Source organism: Actinophytocola sp. (genome assembly GCF_036378875.1).
Classification (GTDB): domain Bacteria; phylum Actinomycetota; class Actinomycetes; order Mycobacteriales; family Pseudonocardiaceae; genus Actinophytocola.
Window position 1 is genome coordinate 83,172 of record NZ_DASUVO010000060.1, and the last position, 6,395, is coordinate 89,566.

A 6,395-nucleotide genomic window follows, 5' to 3' on the forward strand; every position below is an offset into this window, starting at 1 on the left:
TCACCACGCTCGAGCATACGGCGGCCGACGGAAAGTGACCTCACGGTCGCGTCACGGTGACCGCCACCGTGGTGTAGGACATCGTGAAGGTGCCGCCCATCGCGTCGATGGCGGTGCCGACACTCGCCTGCACCGCGGCTAGTTGGGCCGCCGGGAGTCGGGTCATGGCACCTTGGGTGGGCAGCAGGTCGAGCCATTCGTCGCGGGTGTAGGTCTGTTCCCAGTCGAATCGCCACTCGTCGGGGGCGCTGAAACCACCCACCTCGCGGATTCCGTCGGTGGCCTTGGTGAACATCACCCGGTACATGTCGAGTGCCTGCGTCGATGGCTGGAAGTTGAACGGCGAGTTCGGCACCACCTGCTGGTAGACCTCGGCCACGGCGTGCGCCACCTCCGGCGGGAGTTGGAACACGTGCCAGAACAACGCCAACCGGCCACCGGGGCGGAGCACCTGCGCCGCCTTGACCGCGCCTGCCACCGGGTCCACCCAGTGCCACGCCTGACCGGCGACGACGGCGTCGAACGCGCGGCCGGCGGGGTCCCAGTCCTCGAAAGTCGCCACCTCGACCTCGACGCCGCCGCGGCGTGCGAAGTCGGCCATCCGTGCGTCGGGCTCGACTCCCAGCACCGCACAGCCCGCCGCCTGGAACTGGCGGGCCGCGATGCCGGTGCCGCAGCCGACGTCGAGGACGTCTGTGCCGGGGCTGCCGGCGACGATCTGGTCGATCATGGCGTCGGGATAGCGGGGGCGGGTCCGGTCGTAGCGCTCGGAATCCTCCCCGAACGACTCCGCGACCTGTCGGAGCCGGTGCGGCTCGGTCGGTTGAGTGGGCATGCGCCCACACTAGTGGGCAGATGCCCACTCAGGCAAACTGTGGCGGTCGCAGGATGTGAAGAGGAGGCACGGTGCCCACAGGGGTCGCCATCCGGGATGTGCGCGCTCAGCTGTTCGACGCCGCCGAGCGAGTCCTGCTGCGGGACGGGCCGAGCGCGCTGACCAGCCGGGCGGTCACCACCGAGGCGGGCTTTGCGAAAGGCGTCCTGCACCGGCATTTCGAGGACTTCGACGCGTTCCTCGCCGAGTTCGTCCTCGACCGCGCCAACCGGATGGACGGCCAGGCCGCCGCCCTGCGCGAGGCCGCGGGAACCGGCACGGTGGCCGGCAACCTGGCGGACGCGCTGACCGCACTGTTCGGCTCGGTCGCCGTGGCGATCGTCCCGCTCATCACGTTCCGGGACGAGCTGCGCGCCCGGCTGCGGAGAACGTGGCCGGCCGGTGTCCCCGTCCTGACCGAGGCCGTGACCATGATCGCGGAATACCTCACCGCGGAGCGCGACCTTGGCCGTATCGCGGCGGACGCCGAGGTCGACATGCTCGCGCCGACGCTGATCGGGGCCGCCCACCTGCTGTTCGCCGACCGGAAGGGCGCCCCACCGGAAGCCGACGCCGTCGCCAGGATGGTGGACACGGTCATCGGGCCACGGTCCTGACCGGCTGGGCTCACAACCAGCCGTGGTCCTCGGCCACTCTTGCCGCCTCCGCGCGGGTTCGCGCGCCGGTCTTGCCGATCGCCGACGACAGGTGGTTGCGCACGGTTCCCTGTGAGAGCGACAGGATTCGCGCCACGTCGGCGATGGTTCCGCCGGAACTGGCCACTCGCAGGACGTCCCGTTCGCGGTCGGTCAGTGGGCTCTGCCCGGTCGCCAGGGACTCAGCCGCCAGCGCCGGGTCCACCACCCGAAGCCCGGCGTGCACGCGCCGGACCGCGTCCACGAGTTGTTCCGGCGGCGCGTCCTTCACCACGAACCCGACCGCGCCCGCCGCCATCGCCCGGCTCAGGTAGCCGGGTCGGCCGAACGTCGTGCACACGACGATCCGGCACGCCGGCAGCTCGCGGTGTAGCTCCCCCGCCGCGGTGATCCCGTCCTTGCCCGGCATCTGCACATCCAGCAGCGCGACGTCCGGCGTGGTCGCCCGCGCGATCGCGAGCACCTCCTCGCCGGAGCTGACCTGCGCCACCACCTCGATGTCCGGTTCCAACCCGAGCATCGCCGCCAGCGCGCCCCGCACCAGCGCCTGGTCGTCGGCCAGCAGGACCCGGATCACGCGGTCACCGCCACGGGCACCGTGGCTCGCACCACGAACCCGCCCGACGGTGACGGACCGGCCGACAACGATCCGCCCACCTTCGCGAGCCGCTCCGCGAGGCCCGCGAGACCGTGGCCGGAGTCGGAGGTGGCGGCCGTGGTCCCGTCGTCGCGGACCTCGATCCACGACTCCCCCAGTCGCACCTCGCAGCGGCGCGCGTTCGAGTGTCTGATCACGTTCGTGACCCCCTCCCGCAGCACGTACGCGAACGGCTCCTGCAGCCCGGCCGGCACGTTGTCGACCGCGTGCGGCAGGTCCGCGGTGATCTCCGCCGCCTGCAACGCGACGCGGGCCCCGACGAGTTCCGCCGGCAGCGACGCCTTGCGGTACCCGGAGACCGTCGAGCGGACCTCGGCCAGCGCGGTCCGCGACAGCTGCTCGACGTCACGCAGCTCGCCGATCGCCCGCTCTCCGTCGGCGGAGCTCTCCAGGATGCGCCTGGCCAGCCCGGCCTTCACGGTGATCGTGGTCAGGCTGTGGCCGAGCACGTCGTGCAGGTCCCGCGCCATCCGTGCCCGCTCCTCGGCGACCGCGAGCGTCGCGATCTCGTCACGGGCGGCACGCAGTTCGGCGTTCGACATGACCACCTGCCGGGTACCGAACAGCGCGATGGACAGCACCACGAGGGTCGCCGTCGCGTCCATGTCGGGCTTGCCGTCGACGGCGGCCGTGGTGACCAGCAGCGTGGTGATGACGACCAGCGCGTACAGCAGGCCGACCATGGGTGGGAAACGGGTCAGCGCGACCGCGATCGCGAACGACATGTACACGAGGTCGTCCGGGCCGAGCACCGCGGCCATCGTCACGCCGCAGACGGTCATCACGCACAGCGCGACGATCCTCAGCCACACCGGCCGCCGGGTGTTGGGAAGCCCAACCGCCACGTAGAAACCGGCGTACACCAGCACGGCGGCGACCGTCACGACCCGCGCGACCCAGGAATGCGGTTGGCGGAACACGTGGTCGATCGGCGTCGCCAGGTAGCACAGGAACATCACGGACAGCCCGGTACCCACGATCCGCCCAGCGCGTGTGGGTGGTCCACCGGTCTCCTTCGGCCAGGACCACCCGCGACGCTTCTTCGGTTGCTCCGCCACGAACGTCACCGTACGACCTGATCACACCCGCGCGCTGTCACGCCGGTACCGACGGACCACCGCCACCCCGAGCACCGCGGCCCACCCGGCGAGCACAAGAACGGCTTGACCGAGGTTGACCGACAGGTGGCTGGTCACCGCGCCCCGCCCGACCTGGCCGAGCCAGTACGAGGGCAGCACGTGCGCGATCTGCGAGAGCCAGCCCGGCATCGAGTCGATCGGGATGAAGATGCCGCCGATCAGGCTCATGAACATCATCGTCATGCTCATGATCGGCTGCATGCTCTCGGTCGTGCCGACCTGGCCTATGAGCAACCCGATCAGCGCGAACGGTATGACGGCGAGCCAGATGCCGACGGTCACCCGCAGCCAGTCTTCCGCGTCGAGCGACACGCCCTCGGCCACCGCGCCGACCAGGGGCACGAGTATGACGGCCGGCAGGGCGAGCAGCATTCCCGTGATGCCCTTCGCGGCGAGATATCCGGAGCCTGACAGCGGGGTGAGCCGCAGCTGGCGCTGCCAGCCGAGCGATCGTTCGACCGCGACCCTGCCGCCGGCGAACAACGCGGCCGACAGGGCGCCGAACGAGGTCATGTTGACCATCAGCACGCCGACGGCCGCCTTGTCTCCGTTCGCGAAGATCCCGACATAGAGCAGGAAAAGCAGGACCGGGAACGCGAGCGAGAAGATCAGGAAGCGGGTGCTCCGCATCGCGCGGCGGACCTCGAGGAACAGGTATCCGAAGCTCATGACGCCGGCACCTCGCTGCTGGTCAGGGACAGGAACGCGCCTTCGAGGCCGACGGCGGTGACCTCGATGTCGTGTGCCTGCGGGTAGGTCGCGAGCAGCGCCCGCAGTGTCGTGTCGGAGTCGTTGGTGGAGATCGCCACGCGGCTCGTCCGGACCTCGGCCTCCGTCACGCCGGGCAGCACGGCGAGCCCCGCCTCGGTGGCGCCCGGTATGGCGGCGCGGATGACGCGACCGGACACGAGCGAGGTCACCTCGGCGACGGACCCGTCCGCCACGACTCGGCCGGCTCGCATGAGCACCACGCGGTCGGCGTAGCTCTCCGCCTCCTCCAGGTAGTGCGTGGCGAACAGGACCGTCCGGCCTGCGCTGGTGAAGCCGTGCATGGACTTCCAGAAAGTCGCGGCGGCTCTGGACGTCCATCGCCGCGGTCGGCTCGTCGAGCACGAGCAGGTCCGGATCACTCACCAGCGCGACCGCGAATCGAACGCGCTGCTTCTGTCCCCCGGAAAGCTTGTTGCACCGCCGGCTGGCCAACTCCTCGACGCCGGCCCGGCGGAGCGCCTCGTCGACCGGCATGGGTGCCCGGTGCAGCGACGCGACCATGGCGACGGTCTCCCCGACGGTCGCGTCGTCGAGCAACGCGCCACCCTGCAGCATCGCGCCGATCGTGCCGGCGGCGACCGCCTCGCGCGGGCTCGCGCCGAAGACCGTCACGGTGCCGGCGTCCGGCCGGGTCAGGCCGAGCAGCATGTCAACCGTGGTGGACTTGCCCGCGCCGTTCGGGCCGAGCAGCGCCACCACCTCGCCCGGCGCGATCACCAGGTCGACCCCGGCGACCGCGTGGACATCCCCGTAGCTCTTGCGCAGGCCGGCCAGCATGACTGCGGCGCCCGCGGAGATCGGTGTTGTGTTCACGATGACCACGATGCTGCGCGCCGGCCGCCGGCACGCAGGCCGAGCGTCATCACCTCACCATGACAAACGTCGTGATCTTCAGCAGCCGATCAGCTGAGCGGCCAGGTAGCCCTGCAGTTTGTCCATCGACACCCGTTCCTGGGCCATGCTGTCGCGTTCGCGCACGGTCACGGCCTGGTCCTGCAGGGAGTCGAAGTCGACGGTCACGCAGAACGGGGTGCCGATCTCGTCCTGCCGGCGGTAGCGGCGACCGATGGCGCCTGCGTCGTCGAAGTCGACGTTCCAGAACTGGCGCAAAGAGGCGGCGACGTCGCGTGCCTTCGGGGTGAGGTCCGGGTTGCGGGACAACGGCAGCACCGCCACCTTCACCGGCGCGAGCCGGCGGTCGAGGCTCAGCACGGCCCGCTTGTCCACGCCGCCCTTGGCGTTGGGTGCCTCGTCCTCGCGGTAGGCGTCGAGCAGGAACGCCATCAGCGGCCGCCCGACGCCGGCGGCCGGCTCGATCACGTACGGCCGGTAGCGTGTGTTGGTGGCCTGGTCGAAGTACGACAGGTCGACGCCGGAGTGGTTGGTGTGGGTGGTGAGGTCGAAGTCGGTGCGGTTCGCGATGCCCTCCAGCTCACCCCACTCCTGGCCGCCGAACTGGAAGCGGTACTCGATGTCCACGGTCCGCTTCGAGTAGTGCGACAGCTTCTCGCGCGGGTGCTCGTAGAGCCGCAGGTTGTCCGGCTTGACACCGAGGTCGGTGTACCAGCGCATGCGCTCGTCGATCCAGTACTGGTGCCACTGTTCGTCGGTGCCCGGCTCGACGAAGAACTCCATCTCCATCTGCTCGAACTCGCGGGTGCGGAAGATGAAGTTGCCCGGCGTGATCTCGTTGCGGAACGACTTGCCGATCTGGCCGATGCCGAACGGCGGCTTCTTCCGTGCCGCGCCCATGACGTTGGCGAAGTTCACGAAGATGCCCTGGGCGGTCTCCGGGCGCAGGTAGTGCAGGCCGGACTCGTCCTCGACCGGGCCGAGGTAGGTCTTCAGCATCATGTTGAAGTCGCGCGGCTCGGTCCATGCGCCCTTGGTGCCGCAGTTCGGGCAGGTGATGTCGGCCAGGCCGTTCTCCGGCGCGCGGCCCTTGCGCGCCTCGAAGTCCTCCTCGAGGTGGTCGGCCCGGTAGCGCTTGTGGCAGTTCTGGCACTCGGTCAGCGGGTCGGTGAAGACGCCGACGTGGCCGGAGGCGACCCACACCTGGCGGGGCAGGATCACCGAGGAGTCCAGGCCGACGACGTCGTCCCGGCCCTGGACGACGGTGCGCCACCACTGCTTCTTGATGTTGTCCTTGAGCTCCACGCCCAGCGGTCCGTAGTCCCAGGCCGAGCGCGTCCCGCCGTAGATCTCACCGGACGGGAAGACGAACCCCCGGCGCTTGCAGAGGTTCACCACCTTGTCCAGGCGGGCGGGGTCGGCGGTGCGGGGGGCGGTCGGGGTGT

General features: G+C 70.2%; 6 protein-coding genes and 1 pseudogene. 1 reads left to right on the plus strand and 6 read right to left on the minus strand.

The window, feature by feature from the left end:
- Window positions 1-40: 40 nt before the first annotated feature.
- Complete coding sequence (locus tag VF106_RS17800) at window positions 41-835, minus strand: class I SAM-dependent methyltransferase (protein ID WP_330840850.1); 795 nt, start codon at window positions 833-835, stop codon at window positions 41-43.
- Between the two features lie 71 nt (window positions 836-906).
- Between VF106_RS17800 and VF106_RS17805 the strand changes: the two genes are divergently transcribed.
- Window positions 907-1,491, plus strand: a complete 585-nt coding sequence (locus VF106_RS17805; protein ID WP_330840851.1) for a TetR/AcrR family transcriptional regulator — start codon at window positions 907-909, stop codon at window positions 1,489-1,491.
- 10 nt (window positions 1,492-1,501) lie between these two features.
- On the opposite strand, the gene VF106_RS17810 is transcribed toward VF106_RS17805, so the two are convergent.
- From VF106_RS17810 to VF106_RS17830, 5 genes and pseudogenes are all read right to left on the minus strand, one after another.
- Window positions 1,502-2,107, minus strand: coding sequence for a response regulator transcription factor (locus VF106_RS17810; protein WP_330840852.1), 606 nt, complete (start codon window positions 2,105-2,107; stop codon window positions 1,502-1,504).
- The gene (locus VF106_RS17815; RefSeq protein ID WP_330840853.1) at window positions 2,104-3,246 is read right to left on the minus strand and encodes a sensor histidine kinase; all 1,143 of its coding nucleotides are present in this window, start codon (window positions 3,244-3,246) and stop codon (window positions 2,104-2,106) included. Before VF106_RS17815 ends, VF106_RS17810 begins: the two co-directional genes overlap by 4 nt.
- A 21-nt stretch (window positions 3,247-3,267) precedes the next feature.
- On the minus strand, window positions 3,268-3,996 hold the full coding sequence (locus tag VF106_RS17820; RefSeq protein WP_330840854.1) for an ABC transporter permease: 729 nt from the start codon (window positions 3,994-3,996) through the stop codon (window positions 3,268-3,270).
- A pseudogene (locus VF106_RS17825) lies at window positions 3,993-4,875 on the minus strand (ABC transporter ATP-binding protein). Before VF106_RS17825 ends, VF106_RS17820 begins: the two are co-directional and overlap by 4 nt.
- 114 nt (window positions 4,876-4,989) lie before the next feature.
- Window positions 4,990-6,357 carry a glycine--tRNA ligase gene (locus VF106_RS17830; RefSeq protein ID WP_330840856.1) on the minus strand — a complete coding sequence of 456 codons (1,368 nt, stop codon included), beginning with the start codon at window positions 6,355-6,357 and terminating at the stop codon, window positions 4,990-4,992.
- Window positions 6,358-6,395: the final 38 nt, after the last annotated feature.